Source organism: Luteimonas galliterrae (genome assembly GCF_023374055.1).
GTDB lineage: Bacteria > Pseudomonadota > Gammaproteobacteria > Xanthomonadales > Xanthomonadaceae > Luteimonas_C > Luteimonas_C galliterrae.
The window spans coordinates 21,992-39,929 of record NZ_JAMBEP010000003.1 but is presented as its reverse complement, the minus strand read 5'-3'; the positions used below and the strand labels follow the sequence as shown (position 1 = coordinate 39,929).

Below are 17,938 nucleotides of genomic sequence, written 5' to 3'. Positions count from 1 at the left end.
AGCTAAGCAACGCGACCGGCACGTCTTGCGACATGGCCTTGAGGGTCTGCGGTCGGATGTTGCGCTGCGTCATGGGTCGAGCAGAACATGGCCATTGAGGTGTTGTCAATAGCTTCGCCGAAAAAATTTCAGGGTTTCTGCCCGACAGGCGGCCTGCAGAGACCATAAAGCTCAAGGAGTCGCTGGTCATGCTTTTGTAGGAGCGGCTTCAGCCACGAGATCTTCCTCACCTGGATCTTGTGTCCGGAACTGATCGAAAGAGCTCGCGGCTGAAGCCGCTCCTACAAGAAGCCGCCAGAGCGCGGAAAAGCGCATCTCAGCGACTGAGTAGACGCTCACGCAGTGCAGCATAGTCGGCAGGCATCGGCTCGGCCGATGCCGGTCGGGCCAGGCATTCGGCCAGCGCCGGTGGCGGTTCGACGACATGGCCGACCAGCGGTTCGACGATGCTCTCGAACTTGGCCGGGTGCGCGGTGGCCACGACGGCCCAGGGCCGCTCATCGCCGGCGTCGCGCAGGCGCTCGAGCAGATGCAGTCCGGTCGCGGTGTGCGGGCAGGGGACGATGCCATGCCGCTGCGGCGCGGCGCGGATCGTGTCGCGGATGGTGTCGTCGTCCACCGATCCGGCGACGAAATCCCTGCGCAAGACGCCGTCGTCGCCGTACCAATGGCGCAAACGCTCGAAATTGCTCGGCGCGCCGACGTCCATGGCATTGGCCAGCGTCGCCCGCGTAGGTTGCGGCGCATAGTCGCCGTCGGCGAAGAAACGCGGCAGCACGTCGTTGGCATTGGTCGCCAGCCGGATCTCGCCGATCGGCAGGCCCATGCGTTTGGCCACGAACGCCGCGCAGGCGTTGCCGAGATTGCCGGTCGGCACGATGAAATTCAGGGGGGTGCCGTGGTCGGCGTGGAATTGCAGCGCGGCATGCGCGTAATAAGCGGTCTGCGGCAGCAGGCGGCCCAGGCTGATGCTGTTCGCGGAGCTGAGCGACAGCTCGCGGCGCAGCGTTTCGTCCGACAGGGCCTGCTTGGCGAGCCGCTGACAGTCGTCGAAGCTACCGTCGACGCGGAACGCGCGCACGTTGTCGCGCCAGCAGCCCAGGCCGTGCGCCTGCCTCGGCGAGACGCGGCCGTCGGGGTAGAGGATCACGACATTGAAGCCCGCGCGGCGATGAAAGGCTGCTGCGACGGCCGCGCCGGTGTCGCCGGAAGTGGCGACGATAATCGTCGTCGGTGGCGCGTCTTTCGTACGCAGTCTTGACAGGGCATCGGCCAGGAAACGCGCGGCGTAGTCCTTGAAGGCTGCGGTCGGGCCATGGAACAGCTCGAGCAGCCAGTCGCCTTCGCCATGCATCGGACGCAGCGGCGCCGGGAACGAAAAAGCGTGTTTGCAGATGTCGCTTAGCTGGTCGCGCAGCGAGGAATCGTCGAAATAGGGGGCGAGAAGCGCGCGCGCGGTGCGGTCGAGAGTCATGGCCGGACCTTCAAAAACTGATTCGGGGAAGCGTTCCGGCACGTACAGTCCGCCATCGGGCGCGAGGCCCGCGGCGAGTGCTTCATCGATGGAGGCGAGCGGACAGGTGCCGCGTGTGCTCAGAAACTTCATGCTGCTAACGCTTTTTGTAGGAGCGGCTTTAGCCGCGAGCTTTTCCAGACACGCAGAAACCCGGAGTAAGAGCTCGCGGCTAAAGCCGCTCCTACAAAGGCGCTAAGCATCGATCACCTCCGCCCGCGGCCCCGCCACCGGCGAAACATAAGCCCGCGAATCGAATCCGGAAGACGCAAACGCCTCACGCATCGCCGGCGCCGCAGCCTGCGCTTCCGCTTCCGACGCGAACCAGGCGAACACGCTCGGCCCGCCGCCGGAAATGCTCGCACCCAGCGCACCGTGGCCCAGCGCCGCCGCTTTGACCTGCACGAAGCCGGGAATCAGCGGCGCGCGCCGCGGTTCCACCAACAAATCCTGCAGTCCTTCGCGGATCAATGCCGCATCGCCGCGCTGCAAACCGGTGAGGAACAGCGCCAGATGCGAACTTTGTTCGACAACGAGCGATAGCGGATACGGCTCGGCCAGCACCGCGCGCGCGCGCCTTGTTTCCAGTACTTGGTCGGGATGCACGGTCACGCAGTGCAGCCATTCGGGCGCGGACAACGAAATCATCCGCGTTTCCGTCGCCATCACCACGCCACCCAGCAGCATCGGCGCCACGTTGTCGCCGTGGCGGCTGCCGCTGGATACCGATTCGCCGTCCAGCGCGAACGGATACAGCGCCTCTCGCGGCAAGGGTTCGTCGAGCAACGCGTTCGCCGCGACCACGGCCGCTACGCATGAAGCGGCGGAACCGCCGAGACCGGAACCGAGCGCGATGCCTTTGCGCAATTCCAGTTCGAAACCATGCGCCAGGCCCAACTTCGCGCGCAGCGAAATCAATGCCTGCCCGGCCGTGTTCTTCTCCGCAGCCAATGGCAACGACCCCGCGCCGGTGGCTTCGCCGCCGATCGATGCGATGCGCACCACCGGCTCGTCGATGCGCCGCACGACCGCGATATCGCACGGCCCGTCGATGGTGTGGCCGAGCAGATCGAAGCCGACCCCGATATTGCCGACGCTGGCGGGCGCGAAGGCGCTTGCCGACGCGCGCGGGCCGCTCATGCGCGCGCCTCCGCGATGCCGGTCTGCGCGCCGAGCGATTGCGCGATCGCCAGCATGTCGCCGAATACGCCTGCGGCCGTCACTTGCGGTCCCGCGCCGGGTCCTTGCACGACCAGCGCGTTTTCGGAATAGCGCTCGCTGCGGAACTGCACCAGATTGTCGGTCAGGCGCGTATGCCGGCAGGCATGATCCGCCGGCAGGCCGACCACGCCTACCCGTGCGCTGCCGTCGCGGCCCAACTGGGCGATGTGGCGCAGGCCGAGGCCTTGCGCGGCGGCGGTTTCGAGCCGCGCCTGCATCGGCGCGTCGAGTTCTTCGAGGCGCGCGAGGAATTCATCGCGGCCGACGGTTCGCAATTGCGCAGGCACCAGGCTCTCCACTTCCACATCCTCGACCGACAGCTCGCGCCCGGCCTCCCGTGCCAGTATCACCAGCTTGCGCGCCACGTCGAGTCCCGAAAGGTCGTCGCGCGGGTCCGGTTCGGTATAACCCAGCGCCTTCGCCTCGCGCACCAGCGCCGAAAACGGCTGGCTGCCGTCGAAACGGTTGAACAGCCAGGCCAGCGTGCCCGACAGCATGCCATCGATGCCGTGCAGGTCGTCGCCGGTGTCCAGCAGGCTGCGCAGCGTCAGGATCACCGGCAGGCCGGCGCCGACGGTGGCCTCGTACAGGAAGCGCCCGCCGCCCTGGCGTTGCGCATTGCGGATCGCGGCATATCGCGCCCAGTCGCCGCTGCCGGCGTGTTTGTTGGGCGTGACCACATGGATGCCGGCGGCCAACCACAGCGGATATTTCGCCGCGACCGCATCGCTGGCGCTGCAGTCGACGATCAACGCATGCGGCAGGTGTTCGGCGCGGATGTGCGCGGCGAAGGCATCGAGGTTGGTTGCTTGCGCGGCATCGCTCTGCAATGCATCGAGCGCGATACCAGCGTCCCATCCGGTTTCGGACAAGGCCATCCGCTTGCTGTCGCCGATGCCGCGGATGCGCAGATCCAGCCGCGATTGCGAACGCAGCCGCGGCAGGGTCGCGGCCAGTTGCGACAGCAGCGCGCGGCCGACCTGGCCGGGGCCGATGATGCCCACCGACACGTACTGCGGCGACAGCCAGAACGCCGAGTGCGCCGCACGCAAGGCGCGCGTGGCGTCCGCGCTGGCGATCGCGACCGAGATGTTGCGCTCGCTCGCGCCCTGCGCGATGGCGCGCACGTTGACGCGCGCCTGCGCCAGCCCGCCGAGCAAACGCGCAGCGACGCCCGGCGTGCCGACCATGCCGTCGCCGACCGCGGCCAGCACGCAGATGTCGGTGGTGACGTGCACGGCCTGCGTGCGCTGGTCGGCCATCGCGTCGGCGAAGGCGGCGGCGATCGCGGCGCGGCCGCGTTCGGCCTGGTCGGCGCGGACGATGCAGCAGATCGAATGTTCCGACGAGCCCTGCGAAATCATCGTCACCGACACGCCGGCACCGTGCAGCGCTGCGAACAGGCGTTCGGCGGTGCCGGGCACGCCGACCATGCCGTTGCCGGCCAGTTCCAGCACCGCCAGGTCGCGCACCAGGCTCAGGCCCTTCACCGGCGCGCCTTCGAAGTCCGATTTCGCGACGATCAGCGTGCCCGGCGCCTGCGGGCGGCGCGTGTTGCGGATGCGCAGCGGGATGCCGCGCGACTGCACCGGCGCCAGCGTCTGCGGGTGCAGCACTTTGGCGCCGAAATAAGCCAATTCGCAGGCTTCGGCATACGACAGCGACGGCAGGCAGACGGCATCCGGCACCAGCCGCGGATCGGCCGACAGCACGCCGTCGACATCGGTCCAGATGGTCAACGCGTTCGCATCGCAAAGATTGGCGAAGATGGCCGCGGAGAAATCGCTGCCGTTGCGGCCGAGCGTGGTCGCGTGGCCCTGTGCGTCGCTGGCGACGTAGCCGGTGACGACCGTATCGCGGCCGGGATGCCGCGCGCGCCATTTCGCGAAGCGGCGGCGGCTTTCGTCCCAGTCCACGCCCACGCCCATTTCGCCGGGGTGCACGACCAGCACTTCGCGGGCGTCGAGGCGTTGCCAGCCGCCGGCATCGCCGCCGAGCGCGGCGTGCACCAGGTGCGACGACCAGATTTCGCCGAGGCCGTGCACGCGTGCGCTGATACGTTCGGCATCCGCTTCGTTCTTGGCCAACGCGGCGAGATCGCGGCCTAAGGCATCGAAGGCTTCAGTGAGAGTGGTCTGTAGACCTCCACCGAGTTCAGCAGCGGCTTGCAGGTGCCGTTGCCGCAGGTTTTCCCACTCGGGCGCCCAATCGCGCCCTTGCCGCGCGGTCTCGGTCAGCGCCACCAAAGCATTGGTAGTGCCGTGCATCGCCGAAACCACCACCAGGCGCGTGCCGGCGCCGTCGGCGAGCAGGCCGCCGATCGCGCGCATGTGCGCGGCATCGGCCAGGCTGCTGCCGCCGAATTTGTGGACGTGGCAGTGGGGCGAGGGTTCGTCGGAAGAAGGCGCAGACATGGTGGAGCTCCGGTTGGGCTCCGCATCGCGACTCGGGGAAGGCTGCCAGCCCGCACCCTGATCGGGTGCGGAGCGGCGTGGTCGATCAGATAAACACGCGCGTCCGCACCCGGGTCGGGGTGGTGGTGGTCGTCGTGGTGGTAATCGTCGTCGCCGCCGCGAACGCGCTCCGGCCTTGCGGCGGGGCGGCGATGCGGGCGATGGCGGGTGGAGCTTGCATGCGACAGCAATACCGGAGATTGGTGCGCTGCGTCAAGAGGCAGTTTTTTGTGGGAGCGGCTTTAGCCGCGAGCTCTTCCCGGTCGAGACAAGATCAAGAGCTCGCGGCTAAAGCCGCTCCCACAGAAAAACATCGTGGCGGCCGGGCGGGTCCCGTGATTCAATGCACCTTGAAGCGGGGGTACCGCCAGCTTTTCGGCGGTTGAGACAGACCCTTCGAACCTGATCCGGCTCACACCGGCGTAGGGAAGCTTCGCAGGACGCCCTTTCCGCGTCTGCGCCGCCGCTTCGTCCATCCAGAAACAGGACGAACGCCATGAATGCTGTACCTTCCTCCCTGCTCCAGCAGACCGAACAATTGTCGGAATCCGTGACGCGACCGATTCCGGGTTCGCGCAAGATCCATGTCGAAGGCTCGCGCCCGGACGTGCGCGTGGCGATGCGCGAGATCGCGCTGTCGCAGACGCCGACGCTGTTCGGCGGCGAAGAGAATCCGCCGGTGACCGTGTACGACCCGTCCGGACCGTATACCGATCCGGACGCGCGCATCGACCTCGCCGCCGGGCTCGCGCCGCTGCGCGCGAAGTGGATCGAGGAACGCGGCGACACCGAGCTGCTGGCCCAACTGAGTTCGGAATTCGGCCGTGGCCGCGAAACCAACGCCAAGCTCGCCGGCGTGCGCTTTCCCAACCGTGCGCTGCCGCGTCGCGCCAAGGCCGGCGCCAACGTCAGCCAGATGCACTACGCCAGGCGCGGCATCGTCACGCCGGAGATGGAATACGTCGCCATCCGCGAAAACCAGCGCTTGGATGCGGTGCGCGATGCGGTGCTGCTCAAGCAGCACCCCGGCGAGGCGTTCGGCGCCAGCATCCAGAAGTTCATCACGCCCGAATTCGTGCGCGACGAAATCGCGCGCGGCCGCGCCATCCTGCCCAACAACATCAACCATCCGGAAAGCGAGCCGATGATCATCGGCCGCAATTTCCTGACCAAGATCAACGCCAACATCGGCAACAGCGCGGTGTCTTCCGGGATCGCCGAGGAAGTGGAAAAACTGGTCTGGGCGATCCGCTGGGGCGGCGATACGGTGATGGACCTCAGCACCGGCAAGCACATCCACGAAACCCGCGAATGGATCATCCGCAACTCGCCGGTGCCGATCGGCACGGTGCCGATCTACCAGGCGCTGGAAAAAGTCGACGGGCGCGCCGAAGAGCTCACCTGGGAAATGTACCGCGACACCCTGATCGAACAGGCGGAGCAGGGCGTCGACTACTTCACCATCCACGCCGGCGTGCTGTTGCGCTATGTGCCGCTGACCGCCAAGCGCCTCACCGGCATCGTTTCGCGCGGCGGTTCGATCCTGGCCAAATGGTGCCTGGCGCACCACAAGGAAAATTTCCTCTACACGCATTTCGAAGAGATCTGCGAAATCATGAAGGCCTACGACGTGGCTTTCTCGCTCGGCGACGGTTTGCGCCCGGGCTGCATCGCAGACGCCAACGACGCGGCCCAGTTCGGCGAACTGGAAACGCTCGGCGAATTGACGAAAATCGCCTGGAAACACGATGTCCAGACCATGATCGAAGGCCCCGGCCACGTGCCGATGCAGCTGATCAAGGAAAACATGGACAAGCAGCTGGCCGAATGCGGCGAAGCGCCGTTCTATACGCTCGGGCCGCTGACCACCGACATCGCGCCGGGCTACGACCACATCACCTCCGCAATAGGGGCGGCGATGATCGGCTGGTACGGTACGGCCATGCTCTGCTACGTGACGCCGAAGGAACACCTGGGCCTGCCCAACCGCGAGGACGTGCGCGACGGCATCATGGCCTACAAGATCGCCGCGCACGCGGCCGACCTGGCCAAGGGCCATCCCGGCGCGCAGGTCCGCGACAACGCGCTGAGCAAGGCGCGTTTCGAATTCCGCTGGGAGGACCAGTTCCACCTCGGCCTGGATCCGGAGAAGGCCAAGGAATTCCACGACGAGACCCTGCCCAAGGACGCCCACAAGCTGGCCCATTTCTGCTCGATGTGCGGACCGCATTTCTGCTCGATGAAGATCACCCAGGACGTGCGCGACTACGCCGCCGAGCACGGCGTCGACGAGGCCGCCGCGCTGGACGCCGGCATGGCCGAGAAGTCGGCGCAGTTCCGCGAGCAGGGCGCGCAGGTCTACCGCATCGAATGAGGGCGGCACGCGGAGCGGGCAGGCGCTGAACAAGCGTGAACCGTTCGGAAATCGCTCACGCCGGATCCACCGGTCCGGCGTAGACTCGCCACCAGAACGAGCCTGGAGATTGGCCATGAAACCCCGTACTACTTGGCTTTGGAAGAGCGGCGCGCTGTTGATGCTGGCCGCAGTGCTGTCGGCCTGCGCCACCGGCCCGCGCATCCGCACCGAAACCGATCCGGAAGCCGATTTCTCCCGCTACCGCACCTGGGCTTTCTACGAGCCGATCGCGATGGAGGAGAACACCGGCTATTCCACTTGGATCACCGACCGCATCAAGACCGACATCCGCCAGGAAATGGGTCGCCGCGGCTATACCTACGATGCCAAATCGCCGGACATGAAGGTGAATTTCCAGGGCATCGTGCAGCAGCGCACCGACGTCTACAGCACGCCCATGGTCGATTACCAGTACTTCTACAGCTACCGCTCGCGCCGCTACGTGGCCGTGCCGTACTGGTACGACCAGACCCAGGTCAGCAACTACACCGAGGGCACGCTGACCGTCGACCTGGTCGACGCGCCGCGCAACCGCCTGGTCTGGACCGGCGACGCGATCGGCCGGGTCGGCCGCAAGCCGCCGCAGGAGCAGTTGCAGGACGTGGACCGCGCGATCTTCGAAATCTTCCAGCGCTTCCCGTTCCAGGCCGGTTCCAACGTGCCGGTGCCGCCGACGCCGCCGGTGAAGTGAAGTGGGGCAGGAGAAGCCCGATAAAACGGCCGCCCCGCCCCAGCATTGGTTGATGTCCAGCCTCCGGCGCCATCCTTCGGGGTGGCTGCTGGGCGTGCAGCTGTTGACCATCGTGGTCAATCCGCTGATGGAGAACACCGCGGCCGGACGCGCGGTGTTCGGCGTGTTCGGCATCGCGGTGCTGGCGCTGGCCTTGTGGGTGATCAACCGCAGCCAGGCGGTGAATTGGGCCGCGTGGCTGCTCGCCATTCCTTCGGTCGCGATATCGCTGGCCGCCAACGTATTCGGCTACACGCAGCTGGTGCCGCTCGCGCACCTGCTCGAATCGATCCTGTATTTCTATGCCGCCGGCGCGCTGACGGCGTACATGCTGGCCGACACGCGGGTGACGCTGGACGAACTGCTCGCGGCCGGCGCGACGTTCACCTTGCTGGCGTGGGCATTCGCTTTTGCGTTCTCGGTATGCCAGAGCTGGTATCCGGGCAGTTTCACCGCCGCGCTCAACACCGAATCGCCGCGCACCTGGATGGAGCTGTTGTTCCTGAGCTTCAGCCTGCTGTCCAGCGTCGGTCTCAGCGATATCGTGCCGGTCACCGCACCGGCACGGGCCTTGTCGATGCTGGAGATGTTCGCGGGCGTGATGTACATCGCAGTGGTGGTGTCGCGCCTGATCGCGCTGGCGACGCTGCGCGTGCGCAAGCCGTAGAGCCCTCTTCGCTTGAAAGCCCTCTCCCGCTTGCGGGAGAGGGTTGGGTGAGGGCGCGCGTTACGGCAGAATTGCGCCGGAATTGCCGGTGTGTCGCCGTTGAGGAGGCTGCGTCAGGGTTTGACGCCATCGGAAAGTTCGCGCGCCCTCACCCCAGCCCTCTCCCGCAAGCGGGAGAGGGGGCCGATCATGGCGACTCCAATTACGCGGGCCTTGCGCGTTCGGCGATCTCGCTCGCGGTCGCCGGCGTCACGTGCCAGCGCTCCGGATGCTCGTACTCGAAGTCGACAGTGGCCTTGCCGGTCTGGCGGTTCAACCGAAAAACGCAGACGAGCCACGGCGCCTTGCCCTCGACGCGCGTCGCTTCGCGCAACTCGTCGAGCCGGTCTTCCAGGTCGAACGTCTCCGGCGTCGCCGGCCTGCCGCGGCCATCGCCCATGTAGCCGAAGCCGTTGAGCTTGGACACGCTGCCGTCGTAGTAGGCGATCAGCGCATAGCGGTCCCAGGGCTGCGCGGTGGCCTTGCCGTCGGCGACGATCAGCCGGCCGATTTCGACGATCAGCTCATCCTGGGTCATGGCGGACGCGGTCCTGCAGTGGTCAATAATTGTCCATGTCCGCGCGCGGGATCCGGTCGTAACGCTGGCCGGCCTCGTTGCGGAAGGTCACGCGCTGATCGTACACCACGTCGCCGGAAACCGGATCGGTCACTTCATAGGACACGCGCACGTGATTCGGCCGGTCCTGGTCCTTGGGCGTCAGCTGGACGACGATGTGCACGTCCTTGCCGCTGTCGATCCAGTCGGCCCACTCGTTCTCCAACGTTTTGTAGGCGCTTACGTTGAAGTTGCCGTTCTGCGGGAACAGGTTCTTGAGGCCTTGGTCCTTGACGAAGCGGTGGCCGATCAGGTGGCCGCCCTGATCGCCTTCGATGCCGCGGTCGGCCGCTTCGCGTTGCGCATCGGTTTCTGCGCTGCTGCGGTCGATGCCTTCGAACACTTCGGTCAGATCCGCCTCGGCGCGGATCGGACGGCCCTGGCTGTCGTTGGTCCAGGTGACGGTGTTGTCGCCGATGCGCGCGGTGGTCTGCGTGGTGGCGGACGCCGCCGGGAAGATCTGCGCGAGCGCGCCGAACGGCACGATCGCCGGAAACGCGGACGTGGATGGCGAACCGACGGGATTCGCATCGACCGGATGCGGGCTACGGTCCAGCGCGTCGCCCAGGCGCAGGCGCTGTTCGCGCACGCCATCGAGCGTCGGCGGCGCGTCGGCGAGCGCGTTGTCGAGGGCGGCCAAGGCCTGCGTGCCTTGCTCGCTGCCGGCGAGCGCGAGCAGTTCGCCGTCGTCCATGCGCTGCGTCGCGGCCAGTGCGGTGTGCGGGCGCTCGGTCAGCGGCGCGTCGCGCAGGGCGAGCTGCAGGTTTTCGGCGTCGGACGGCGTTCCCTGCGATGCCTGTGCGGCAGCGCTTTGCGGTTCGCTTGTGCGTACGGGATCGAGCATGCCGTCAACTCCGCCGTCGATACGCGTATTGTGCGGATGCGGCAGCGCTGCGTTAACCCGGGGAAACCCTAGGCCCGCTCTTGTAGAGTCGAGCTTGCTCGACTGCTGTTTCCCACATGTGGAGCAGGTAGTCGAGCAAGCTCGACTCTACAAAAGCGCTAGGCGATCAGCCGTTCTTCGATACCGCGCAGCCAGTCCTGGTAGTTGCCGCCATCCAGGCTCGGATCGTATTCGCTGCCCAGCTCGTGCACTTGAGCGGCGAGCTCGTCCTCATCCATGTCCTGCGCCAGCAGGCGCGCGATCTCGTCGCGCAGCTGAGCCACTTGATGCGCGGATTCGCCTTCCACGAAATAATCGACGACCGCGCCGGGCGTGTCGTGCTCCACCGCCCAATCCTGGTGGAAGTACGCGGACAGGAAGTTGCGCAACGCGGGGAAATCGCTCATCTGCAGGACGCTCATGGCGCGGTCGGGTAACCGGTCACGATTCTATAGCCGATGCCGAGCTTGTCGGAGCGTTCCAGCACCAGTTTCACGGAAAAAACATCTTCCGCCTGGGTGTCGCCGCGTTTCACCGAAATGCCGGTGCTGGCGTCGAAGCGTTCTTCCAGCACGAGCCGGTTGCCGCCCTGTCCGTCGAGCCAGGCGTCCACCTGCGCCTGGTTTTCGGCGATGGTCGCGGCGACGAAATGCTCGGCCGCCGGCAGGTCGCGGAAGCTGGACGATGCACTGATGTTTTCCCTGTTCAGCCGGTCGATGAGGTCCTGTTCGCTCTTGCCCACATGGCGTTCGATCAGGTGGCTGCCGGCCTCTTCATGCGCTTCCAGGCCGCCGCCGGGGACTTCGCCCGGTTCCGTCGGCGGTTCGACGCCGCCCAGATAGGCATCGAGCTTGCCCTGCGTGGCTTCCACCGCGTCGCGCTCGGCGCGCGACAGGGTGCCGGTGGGCAGTGCCGTCAGCGCGCCCTGGATGCGTTCCAGCAGCGGATCGAGCGTTTCGGCGAAGGTGGGATCGCTTTGCGCCAGCGCGATCGCGTCGTCGGTCTGGCCGAGGAAATCCACCAGCTTGTCGTCGGCGGCCAGGTCTTCGAGATGGGCGACCAAGTCGCCGTCGGCAGCGGCGGCGGCCATCGCATTCGCATTGCGCGTCTGCAACGGCGCTGCCGGCCACTCGTTCGCGGACAAAACCGGGCGTACGCCATCCATAAGTTCGCCTTCCGTTCGGGGGACGGCGGAAGGCTAGGGATCGGGGTGCGTGCGAACTAGCTAGTGCGAGCCCTAGGCTCGGCTGTTTGTAGAGTGGGGCTTGCCCGCTGTTCCTGCTTTTCGTAGGAGCGGCTTCAGCCGCGAGCTCTGCGCTCAGATCACCGCGATCCGTGGAAAAGAGCTCGCGGCTGAAGCCGCTCCTACGAAAGGCAACGGCAGCAAGCGAAAAGCAGCGGAGCAAGCTCCGCTCTACAAAGCGCCGAGGCTCAGAAATTCGGCTTGTCGGGCAACGCGTTGAAGCGCTGGATCGCTTCGTTGAGGATCGTCTTGGCCTCGGCCGCATCGCCCCAGCCGTCCAGTTTCACCCACTTGCCCTTCTCCAGATCCTTGTAGTGCTCGAAGAAGTGGCCGATGCGCTCGCACCAGTGCGGGCTCACCTGGTCGATGTCGGCGATGTGGCTGTAGCCGGCGAACACCTTGTCGATCGGCACCGCGAGCAGCTTCTCGTCGCTGCCGGCTTCGTCCTTCATCCGCAGCACGCCGACCGGGCGGCAGCGGATCACCGAGCCGGGGATCAGCGGCAGCGGCAGGATCACCAACACGTCGGCCGGGTCGCCGTCGCCGCACAGGGTGTGCGGCACGTAACCGTAGTTGCAGGGGTAGCGCATCGGCGTGGACAGGATGCGGTCGACGAAGATCGCGCCGCTGGACTTGTCCACCTCGTACTTGACCGGTTCGGCGTCCTTGGGGATTTCGATGATGACGTTGATTTCTTCCGGCGGGTTTTTGCCGGTGGGGACGAGGTCCAGGCCCATTGCGTGCTCCGAATCGGGGTTCCGCGCCGTTGCGGGCGCGCGCCGTTACCGGCGATTAGGGGAAGAAGGCCGACATTCTACGCGTCCCTGCTGCGTCGCAGCATCGCCCATTTTACCCGGACACTAGGGAACGCCCTAGCTTGGTCGGCCCCATACGGGTGCGTATATATGCAATCCCGACTTATCCGGGAGCATGAGGGAGCGCCATGACCGTCCAGTTCGACCCCGCCGTCCAGTCCTCGCAGCCGCCGAGCTACTGGGAAAACCCCGCCGAGCAGGAAGCGCTGACCGGTCAGGGACCTACCCAGACCGTGGCCGGAACCGACCCGGTCGAATCGACCCCGCGCCAGGCCGCCGACGACGCCATCACGGTCGACGGCAGCGACACCGGCACCCGTCAGCCCTCCGGCCAGACCCCGGACGGCAAGACCATCCGCAATTTGCAGCTGGCCGACGGCGAGCAGTCCACGGTCACCCGCGAGCAGACCATCGCCGAAGCCGGCTTCGGCCAGACCTATGTCAGCAGCGACCAGGTCGTGTTCACCACCAAAGGCACCGGCAACGACGACGTGCAGGTGACCCAGCGCGACGACGGTACCCTGGATGTGGCCGTCAACGGCGAAAGCTACGAAGTGCGCCTGGGCGAGAACCAGGAACTGACCCTGCGCACCGGCGCCGGCAACGACACCATCAACGTTGCGCCGAACGTCAAAGTCAACATCGTGGTCGACGGCGGCGCCGGCGACGACACCATCACCACCGGCGCGGGCGACGACCGCATCGACGGCGGCATCGGCAACGACACGATCAGCACCGGCGCGGGCCGCGACGATATCTTCGGCAACAGCGGCGACGACAAGATCGAAGCCGGCGCCGGCGACGACGTGGTCTACGGCGGCGACGGCGACGACACGCTGGCCGGCGACGACGGCGTCGATTTCGTCGAAGGCGGCAAGGGCGCCGACCGGCTCGACGGCGGCGCCGGCAAGAACATGCTGTCCGGCGGCCAGGGCGACGACACCATCCGCAGCGGCACCGACGGCAACCGCATCTACACCGGCGACGGCAAGGACACGGTCGAAGGCGTGACCACGTCCGACAAGGTCTACGGCCAGACCGCCGTGGATGCGATCAGCTTCGCCCAAGGCCAGCGCGACAACGGCCAGGTGGTGGTGAACGTCGAGTTGAACAGCAAGCTCGGCACGCAGGGCGTCAAGGTCGAAGGTTCCGATGCGTTCCGCCAACGCGTGGAAGCCGAGATCGACTTCCTGCGCAGCTCGCCGAACGGCCAGCAGATGCTCGCCGAGTTCGACGCCGCCGCCGCCAACGGCAACACCGTGACGATCAAGGAACTGGCCAACGAGCAGAACGGCTACGCGCAGACGCTGGGCCGCGGCGACGCGGAAATCAGCAACGGCAAGGCGGGCGAGGGCTCGGACGTGCAGATCAGCTACAACCCGTCCTTCCACATGGACGCGTTCCCGGCGCCGGTGGTCGTGCTGTACCACGAGATGTCGCACGCCTATAACGGCGTCAACGGCACCTTCCAGCCGGGCACCTACAACGGCACCGGCCCGGACAGCGGCCAGGTGCCGAATGCAGAGCGCCAGGCGGTGGGCCTGGAGACCAGCGCGCAGCCGTTCGATTTCGACGGCGATCCCAGCACGCCGGCCACCACCCACAATCCGATCGGCCTGACCGAGAACGGCCTGCGCCGCGAGTTGGGCCTGCCGGATCGGCCGAGCTATTCGCTGTAAAACCGAGCAAGGAACCGCCGCAGATCGCCTGTGACGGAGTACGGGGAGCCCCCGGTGAAGGATTACTGGGATCGGGCGGTGCATGCGTGCACCGCCCGTTTTAATTCAGGAAGGGAACGATGCGATATTTGCTCCGGCCGGTGAACGTGCTTATGTTGGCGATGCTTGCCGCAGGTTACGGGTTGACCGCCGCATCGGCGCCCGAGCCCGCGCTTGCGGCCACGGAGAAGAGCGCCATGCCTGCCGACGATCGCAGCACAACCCGGGTGACCGGTGCCGATGCCGTCCTCGAAGCGCGTTTCGAATATGCGCAAGGCGCCCCGCTGAAGGTGTCGTACCGGTTGCGTAACGAAGGCGAAGCGCCGCTGATGGCGTTCGACCGCGGCAACCGGCATGCGGTCATGACCAAGAAGCTGGTGCAGGGCGAAGTGGCGCAACCGACGTTTTCGCAGGAAGACGGCGACCTCACGCTGAGCCACCGCGCGCTGCCGCTGTCCAAGCCGCATCCGATCATTCCGCCGACGCCGTTGGCATCGCGGGTCGAGCCCGGCGCCACGCTGGAAGGCGCATTCGAATTTTCGCTGCTGACCGATGCGCCGGTCGAGCGGATGCGGTGGTGCCTGGGCGTCGTTCCGTTCGCGGACGACTTCAAGGCGCTCAAACCGGAGCCGGACAAGCCAGAAGTTTGGTTGGGCTCGTTGTCGCACGCCGAGAGCCAGCAACTGCTGTGCACGGCGTGGTTCGATTTGCCGACGGGCGTCTTCGAATCCTGACCGGCTTGTAGCGGAGTTTGTCCGCTGCACTCTTCTCGCTTTTGCTTTGCTGTCGCCCCCTTTGAAAAAGGGGGAAGACAAGCAAAAAAAGCCCCGCTTGAGCGGGGCTTTTTCCTGGCGTCATTCGCGGGCACTTACAGCAAAGGCACCAATAACAGCGCCACGATGTTGATGATCTTAATCAACGGATTTACCGCCGGCCCCGCGGTGTCCTTATAGGGATCGCCAACGGTGTCGCCAGTGACCGCGGCCTTGTGCGCCTCGGAACCCTTGCCGCCGTGGTGGCCGTCTTCGATGTACTTCTTGGCGTTGTCCCAGGCGCCGCCGCCGGTGGTCATCGAAATGGCCACGAAGATGCCGGTGACGATGGTGCCGATCAGCACGCCGCCGAGCGCGCGGATGCCTGCGCCCGGGCCCATCAGGAAGTTCATCAGGAACGCGATCACCACCGGCACCAGCACCGGCAGCAGCGACGGGATCATCATTTCCTTGATCGCCGACTTGGTCAGCATGTCCACGGCGCGCGAGTAATCGGGCTTGCCGGTGCCTTCCATGATGCCGGGGATCTCGCGGAACTGGCGGCGGACCTCTTCCACCACGCTGCCGGCCGCGCGGCCGACGGCTTCCATCGCCATCGCGCCGAACAGATACGGGATCAGTCCGCCGATGAACAGGCCGATGATCACCGCCGGATCGCTGAGCGAGAACACCGCCGCCTTGCCCGCCGCTTCCAGGTTGTGCGTGTAGTCGGCGAACAGCACCAGCGCGGCCAGCGCCGCCGAACCGATCGCATAACCCTTGGTGACCGCCTTGGTGGTGTTGCCCACCGCGTCCAGCGGATCGGTGACGGCGCGCACTTCCGGCGGCAGTTCCGCCATTTCGGCGATGCCGCCGGCGTTGTCGGTGATGGGGCCGTAGGCGTCCAGCGCGACGATCATGCCGGTCATCGACAACATCGCCGTGGCGGCGATGGCGATGCCGTACAGGCCGCCGAGCGAGTACGAGATCCAGATCGCCAGGCACACCGAGATCACCGGCAGCGCGGTCGACTTCATCGACACGCCCAGGCCGGCGATGATGTTGGTGGCGTGGCCGGTGGTGCTGGCCGCTGCCACATGCTGCACCGGCTTGTACTGCGTGCCGGTGTAGTACTCGGTGATCCACACGATCACGCCGGTCAGCAGCAGGCCGGTCAGCGAGCACAAGAACAGGTTGCCGGCGCCCAGCGGCGAATCGCCCATCAGCGAGGTCGTGATCGGATAGAAGAACACCGCCGCGATCACGCCCGACACGATCACGCCCTTGTACAGCGCGGCCATGATGCCGCTGCCGTCCTTCGCCTTGACGAAGAAGGTGCCGATGATCGAAGCGATGATCGACGCGCCGCCCAGCACCAGCGGATACAGCACCGCGTTGGAACCGACGCTGGCCGCCATCAGGCCGCCCAGCAGCATCGTCGCGATCACGGTGACCGCGTAGGTTTCGAACAGGTCGGCGGCCATGCCGGCGCAGTCGCCGACGTTGTCGCCCACGTTGTCCGCGATGACGGCCGGGTTGCGCGGGTCGTCCTCGGGAATGCCGGCTTCGACCTTGCCCACCAGGTCCGCGCCGACGTCGGCGCCCTTGGTGAAGATGCCGCCGCCCAACCGCGCGAAGATCGAGATCAGCGAGCTGCCGAACGCCAGGCCCACCAGCGCGTGCAGCGCTTGATCGGTGGAACGGCCGGCGTACATCAGCAGGCCGTAGTAGCCGGCCACGCCGAGCAGGCCCAGGCCGACCACCAGCATGCCGGTGATGGCGCCGCCGCGGAACGCCACGTCCATCGCGGGGCCGATGCCGCTGCGCGCGGCCTCGGCGGTGCGCACGTTGGCCCGCACCGACACGTTCATGCCGATGTAGCCGGCTGCGCCGGACAGCGCCGCGCCGATCAGGAAGCCCAATGCCGTCGGCCAGCCGAGGAAGAAGCCGATCACCAGCATCAGCACCGCCCCGGCGATGCCGATGGTGGTGTACTGGCGGTTGAGATAGGCGCGGGCGCCTTCCTGGATCGCCGCCGCGATCTCCTGCATGCGTTCGTTGCCGGCGGGCTGGGCGTTGATCCAGCGCGCCGAGAAAATTCCGTAAAGAATCGCGATGACGGCGCACAGCAGCGCCAACCACAAACCGTACTCAACCAGCATGAACCCCTCCCGTGGCAATGCCCGATGGCAACCGGCCGACTATGGCATAGGCGCCCGGCCCCAGCCAAACCGGCACTTTGCCCGGTTTTTGTTGCGCTGCCGCGAGCGTCCGGGTTCGGTTCAGCGGGGCCATGCCAGCCTGCGGCCCTGTTTTCGAGGAGACGCGCCATGCGCCACGCCCCGTTATTCATCCTCTGCGCCGCGTTGGCGCTGCCCGCCCTGGCGGCCGATCCCAAGCCCGAGATCGAGCGCCCGGTCGGCAAGCCGCAGGCCGTAGGCGTGGTCCATACCCTGCGCCAGATCCCCGAAGCCTGCGCGCGCGTCGAAGGCGCCTTCACCGGACAGGCGGCCGAGCCCTACAAGTTCGCCGTGGTGCGCACCAGCCCCAATTGCCAGGCGCGTGCGCGCTTCGTCGATGCGGCCAAGGCCAAGGCCAGCGAGAAGAGCGGCTGGATCTTCAACGACGTGATCCGCGTGCCCAGCGCCGCCTGTCCCTCGCAGATGGCGGTCGTGCGCATCTGGCGCAAACCCGCCGGCGGCGCGCCGCCGAAGCTGGACGCGCAGGGTCGTTCGCGCATCTATCTGAAGGAATCGGTGGACGCCGCCAAGAAGGGCGATCTGGCCGCGCTGCCGATCTATGCCGCGTCGATGGGCGTCGAAGGCAAGGCCTGCAACTAAGGCGCGCGCGAGCGGCTGCGTTCGTAGGAGCG

The 17,938-nt window shown here is 66.5% G+C and carries 15 protein-coding genes and 1 riboswitch; of the genes, 6 read left to right on the top strand and 9 right to left on the bottom strand.

Annotated features, from left to right (window positions below; translation table 11 throughout):
- Positions 1-316 precede the first annotated feature (316 nt).
- From thrC to thrA, 3 genes are all read right to left on the bottom strand, one after another.
- Positions 317-1,606: a threonine synthase gene (thrC, locus tag M2650_RS12885; RefSeq protein ID WP_249475162.1), complete on the bottom strand. Its 1,290-nt coding sequence runs from the start codon at positions 1,604-1,606 to the stop codon at positions 317-319.
- Positions 1,607-1,708: 102 nt separating this feature from the next.
- Positions 1,709-2,653 (bottom strand): homoserine kinase, encoded by a 945-nt coding sequence (locus M2650_RS12880; RefSeq protein WP_249475160.1) that lies wholly within the window; start codon positions 2,651-2,653, stop codon positions 1,709-1,711.
- Positions 2,650-5,148 (bottom strand): bifunctional aspartate kinase/homoserine dehydrogenase I, encoded by a 2,499-nt coding sequence (thrA, locus tag M2650_RS12875; RefSeq protein WP_249475158.1) that lies wholly within the window; start codon positions 5,146-5,148, stop codon positions 2,650-2,652. The genes M2650_RS12880 and thrA overlap by 4 nt, the downstream gene beginning before the upstream one ends.
- A gap of 386 nt (positions 5,149-5,534) precedes the next feature.
- Positions 5,535-5,634: riboswitch (TPP riboswitch) on the top strand.
- A 49-nt stretch (positions 5,635-5,683) separates the two neighbouring features.
- On the opposite strand from thrA, the gene thiC reads away from it, so the two are divergent.
- The 3 genes from thiC to M2650_RS12860 all read left to right on the top strand — a co-directional run bounded on the left by thiC (position 5,684) and on the right by M2650_RS12860 (position 9,000).
- A complete protein-coding gene (gene thiC, locus M2650_RS12870; RefSeq protein ID WP_249475156.1) occupies positions 5,684-7,561 on the top strand; it encodes a phosphomethylpyrimidine synthase ThiC in 1,878 nt (625 codons plus the stop codon).
- Between the two features lie 115 nt (positions 7,562-7,676).
- Positions 7,677-8,294 (top strand): DUF4136 domain-containing protein, encoded by a 618-nt coding sequence (locus M2650_RS12865; RefSeq protein ID WP_249475155.1) that lies wholly within the window; start codon positions 7,677-7,679, stop codon positions 8,292-8,294.
- Positions 8,295-8,346: 52 nt separating this feature from the next.
- Complete coding sequence (locus tag M2650_RS12860) at positions 8,347-9,000, top strand: ion channel (protein ID WP_249475152.1); 654 nt, start codon at positions 8,347-8,349, stop codon at positions 8,998-9,000.
- 202 nt (positions 9,001-9,202) lie between these two features.
- Here M2650_RS12860 and M2650_RS12855 read toward each other — a convergent pair whose 3' ends face one another.
- The 5 genes from M2650_RS12855 to ppa all read right to left on the bottom strand — a co-directional run bounded on the left by M2650_RS12855 (position 9,203) and on the right by ppa (position 12,518).
- On the bottom strand, positions 9,203-9,577 hold the full coding sequence (locus tag M2650_RS12855) for an antitoxin YezG family protein (RefSeq protein ID WP_249475150.1): 375 nt from the start codon (positions 9,575-9,577) through the stop codon (positions 9,203-9,205).
- 22 nt (positions 9,578-9,599) lie between these two features.
- Complete coding sequence (locus tag M2650_RS12850; RefSeq protein ID WP_249475148.1) at positions 9,600-10,499, bottom strand: DNA/RNA non-specific endonuclease; 900 nt, start codon at positions 10,497-10,499, stop codon at positions 9,600-9,602.
- 158 nt (positions 10,500-10,657) lie between these two features.
- Positions 10,658-10,960 carry a contact-dependent growth inhibition system immunity protein gene (locus M2650_RS12845; RefSeq protein ID WP_249475146.1) on the bottom strand — a complete coding sequence of 101 codons (303 nt, stop codon included), beginning with the start codon at positions 10,958-10,960 and terminating at the stop codon, positions 10,658-10,660.
- Complete coding sequence (locus tag M2650_RS12840; protein WP_249475144.1) at positions 10,957-11,703, bottom strand: RNase A-like domain-containing protein; 747 nt, start codon at positions 11,701-11,703, stop codon at positions 10,957-10,959. Before M2650_RS12840 ends, M2650_RS12845 begins: the two co-directional genes overlap by 4 nt.
- Before the next feature lie 266 nt (positions 11,704-11,969).
- On the bottom strand, positions 11,970-12,518 hold the full coding sequence (ppa, locus tag M2650_RS12835; protein WP_249475142.1) for an inorganic diphosphatase: 549 nt from the start codon (positions 12,516-12,518) through the stop codon (positions 11,970-11,972).
- 206 nt (positions 12,519-12,724) lie between these two features.
- On the opposite strand from ppa, the gene M2650_RS12830 reads away from it, so the two are divergent.
- Both M2650_RS12830 and M2650_RS12825 read left to right on the top strand, forming a co-directional pair.
- A complete protein-coding gene (locus tag M2650_RS12830; protein WP_249475140.1) occupies positions 12,725-14,275 on the top strand; it encodes a M91 family zinc metallopeptidase in 1,551 nt (516 codons plus the stop codon).
- Between the two features lie 119 nt (positions 14,276-14,394).
- Positions 14,395-15,048 (top strand): hypothetical protein, encoded by a 654-nt coding sequence (locus M2650_RS12825; RefSeq protein WP_249475138.1) that lies wholly within the window; start codon positions 14,395-14,397, stop codon positions 15,046-15,048.
- A 134-nt stretch (positions 15,049-15,182) separates the two neighbouring features.
- Here the strand turns inward: M2650_RS12825 and M2650_RS12820 are convergent, their stop codons facing one another.
- Positions 15,183-17,228, bottom strand: a complete 2,046-nt coding sequence (locus tag M2650_RS12820; RefSeq protein ID WP_249475137.1) for a sodium-translocating pyrophosphatase — start codon at positions 17,226-17,228, stop codon at positions 15,183-15,185.
- 168 nt (positions 17,229-17,396) lie between these two features.
- Between M2650_RS12820 and M2650_RS12815 the strand changes: the two genes are divergently transcribed.
- The gene (locus M2650_RS12815) at positions 17,397-17,906 is read left to right on the top strand and encodes a hypothetical protein (RefSeq protein WP_249475135.1); all 510 of its coding nucleotides are present in this window, start codon (positions 17,397-17,399) and stop codon (positions 17,904-17,906) included.
- Positions 17,907-17,938 lie beyond the last annotated feature (32 nt).

What these genes read in the sequence shown, in the direction of transcription:
- M2650_RS12815 (WP_249475135.1), top strand. Translation starts at nt 17,397, where the DNA reads ATGCGCCACGCCCCGTTATTCATCCTCTGCGCCGCGTTGGCGCTGCCC.
- M2650_RS12820 (WP_249475137.1), bottom strand. Translation starts at nt 17,228, where the DNA reads ATGCTGGTTGAGTACGGTTTGTGGTTGGCGCTGCTGTGCGCCGTCATC.
- M2650_RS12855 (WP_249475150.1), bottom strand. Translation starts at nt 9,577, where the DNA reads ATGACCCAGGATGAGCTGATCGTCGAAATCGGCCGGCTGATCGTCGCC.
- M2650_RS12880 (WP_249475160.1), bottom strand. Translation starts at nt 2,653, where the DNA reads ATGAGCGGCCCGCGCGCGTCGGCAAGCGCCTTCGCGCCCGCCAGCGTC.
- M2650_RS12830 (WP_249475140.1), top strand. Translation starts at nt 12,725, where the DNA reads ATGACCGTCCAGTTCGACCCCGCCGTCCAGTCCTCGCAGCCGCCGAGC.
- thiC (WP_249475156.1), top strand. Translation starts at nt 5,684, where the DNA reads ATGAATGCTGTACCTTCCTCCCTGCTCCAGCAGACCGAACAATTGTCG.
- thrC (WP_249475162.1), bottom strand. Translation starts at nt 1,606, where the DNA reads ATGAAGTTTCTGAGCACACGCGGCACCTGTCCGCTCGCCTCCATCGAT.
- M2650_RS12845 (WP_249475146.1), bottom strand. Translation starts at nt 10,960, where the DNA reads ATGAGCGTCCTGCAGATGAGCGATTTCCCCGCGTTGCGCAACTTCCTG.
- M2650_RS12825 (WP_249475138.1), top strand. Translation starts at nt 14,395, where the DNA reads ATGCGATATTTGCTCCGGCCGGTGAACGTGCTTATGTTGGCGATGCTT.
- M2650_RS12860 (WP_249475152.1), top strand. Translation starts at nt 8,347, where the DNA reads ATGTCCAGCCTCCGGCGCCATCCTTCGGGGTGGCTGCTGGGCGTGCAG.
- thrA (WP_249475158.1), bottom strand. Translation starts at nt 5,148, where the DNA reads ATGTCTGCGCCTTCTTCCGACGAACCCTCGCCCCACTGCCACGTCCAC.
- M2650_RS12850 (WP_249475148.1), bottom strand. Translation starts at nt 10,499, where the DNA reads ATGCTCGATCCCGTACGCACAAGCGAACCGCAAAGCGCTGCCGCACAG.
- ppa (WP_249475142.1), bottom strand. Translation starts at nt 12,518, where the DNA reads ATGGGCCTGGACCTCGTCCCCACCGGCAAAAACCCGCCGGAAGAAATC.
- M2650_RS12840 (WP_249475144.1), bottom strand. Translation starts at nt 11,703, where the DNA reads ATGGATGGCGTACGCCCGGTTTTGTCCGCGAACGAGTGGCCGGCAGCG.
- M2650_RS12865 (WP_249475155.1), top strand. Translation starts at nt 7,677, where the DNA reads ATGAAACCCCGTACTACTTGGCTTTGGAAGAGCGGCGCGCTGTTGATG.